The sequence below is a fragment of the Streptomyces sp. NPDC057638 genome (assembly GCF_042800315.1).
In the GTDB taxonomy this organism is placed as follows: Bacteria; Actinomycetota; Actinomycetes; order Streptomycetales; family Streptomycetaceae; genus Streptomyces.
The window spans coordinates 1-1,260 of the sequence record NZ_JBHVHF010000612.1 but is presented as its reverse complement, the minus strand read 5'-3'; the positions used below and the strand labels follow the sequence as shown (position 1 = coordinate 1,260).

Annotated in this window: 1 protein-coding gene; it reads right to left on the bottom strand. The window is 70.2% G+C overall.

What is annotated here, in order from left to right:
* Positions 1 to 217: 217 nt before the first annotated feature.
* Positions 218 to 790 carry an RICIN domain-containing protein gene (locus tag ACFVIM_RS35215; protein WP_384310469.1) on the bottom strand — a complete coding sequence of 191 codons (573 nt, stop codon included), beginning with the start codon at positions 788 to 790 and terminating at the stop codon, positions 218 to 220.
* Between the last annotated feature and the right edge of the window lie 470 nt (positions 791 to 1,260).

Here is a 1,260-nt window from a genome sequence, read left to right as displayed (position 1 = left end):
GCCGGGGAAGTTCCCGGCCGGGCACCTGTCTCAGGGCCGGTGACCGGTCATCAGCGGCTGCCTGCCGGGGCCGCCGGGATACCGGACCGGGGCCGGACCGCGGGCGGGTCCTGCCTGCGGGTCCCGTGGGCGGGGGTGCGGACCCGTGCGGTTCACCCGCGTCTTACGGATCCGGTCACGGTTCTCACTCGCGGGTTACGGGCCTGGTGACGGTTGCTCAGGCGCGGGTGAGGACGAAGCTGTGGTTGCCTGCTGAGGGAACGCAGTATGTGTGGGTTTTCAGGGACGCGCCGGCGGCGTTGGTGGCTCCCCAGACGTCCCAGCAGGACCCGCTGGGCTGGAGACGGCCGGTGAAGGGATTGAGGTTGTGCGTCTCGAAGCCCGTGCCTCCTGACGCGAAGCCGTCACGGAAGCGGAACAGCTGGGTGTGGACGTTGGGGCCGTCGCAGTTCCACTGGCTCAGTTTCTGTCCGTGAAAGTCCTGCGAGGAGTTCTGGCGCGCGATACACAGCCCCGCGAACGTCCTGACCTCGAATGCGTCCGGGTAGTTGCTGTAGGCCTGGCGGATGAGGAACCGCTGGGAGGGGCGGCTGGTATCGCACGGCTGCTGGACCAGCGCCGCGTCCCTGGCGGTGGACGTGTTCTCGATGTCCAGGCACAGGCCGGAATGGGAGGCCTTGATCTGGTAGGTGTAGCCGAGCGGGGGAGCGGCCTGGGCGGGGACCGCGGCGGCGGTCAGGAGCAGGGCGGCGGCGGACACCGACAGAGCGGCGGTCACTGGCTTGCGCATGAGAGAGCCTCCCGGACGAGGGCGGGGGATACGGATGGCCGGGCACCAGCACCTCTGTGCTGGACCGATCATCGGAGAGTAGGAACGGTCCGTCTCTCCGGGGTATCCCACGGGGGAGTGAGTGATCGCGCACACGGGCGACCGCCCGCGGGGGGTCTGACTCCCCCCGGCTCCTCACCGGACACATCCGCCCGGACACCCCCGTACACCTCGGACACCCCCGGGCGTCCGCCGCCGCGGGGCACCGTGCTCCGCCTCCCGCGTCCGCTGCGGGCGCGGGGCGCTGGATGGCACGCCCCCCGGGAGGCCCTCGGTCCCCCGGGGGCCACCCCGGGACGCCCTCGGCCCCTGGGGCCCCCGGGGGGGTCTGTGGTGTGTGGTGTGTGGGTGTGTGTGGGGGTTGGGTTGTTAGGTTGTGAGGGTTTGTTTTTCTTCGGTGTTTCCGGTATTTCCGGTGTTTCCAGTGTGTT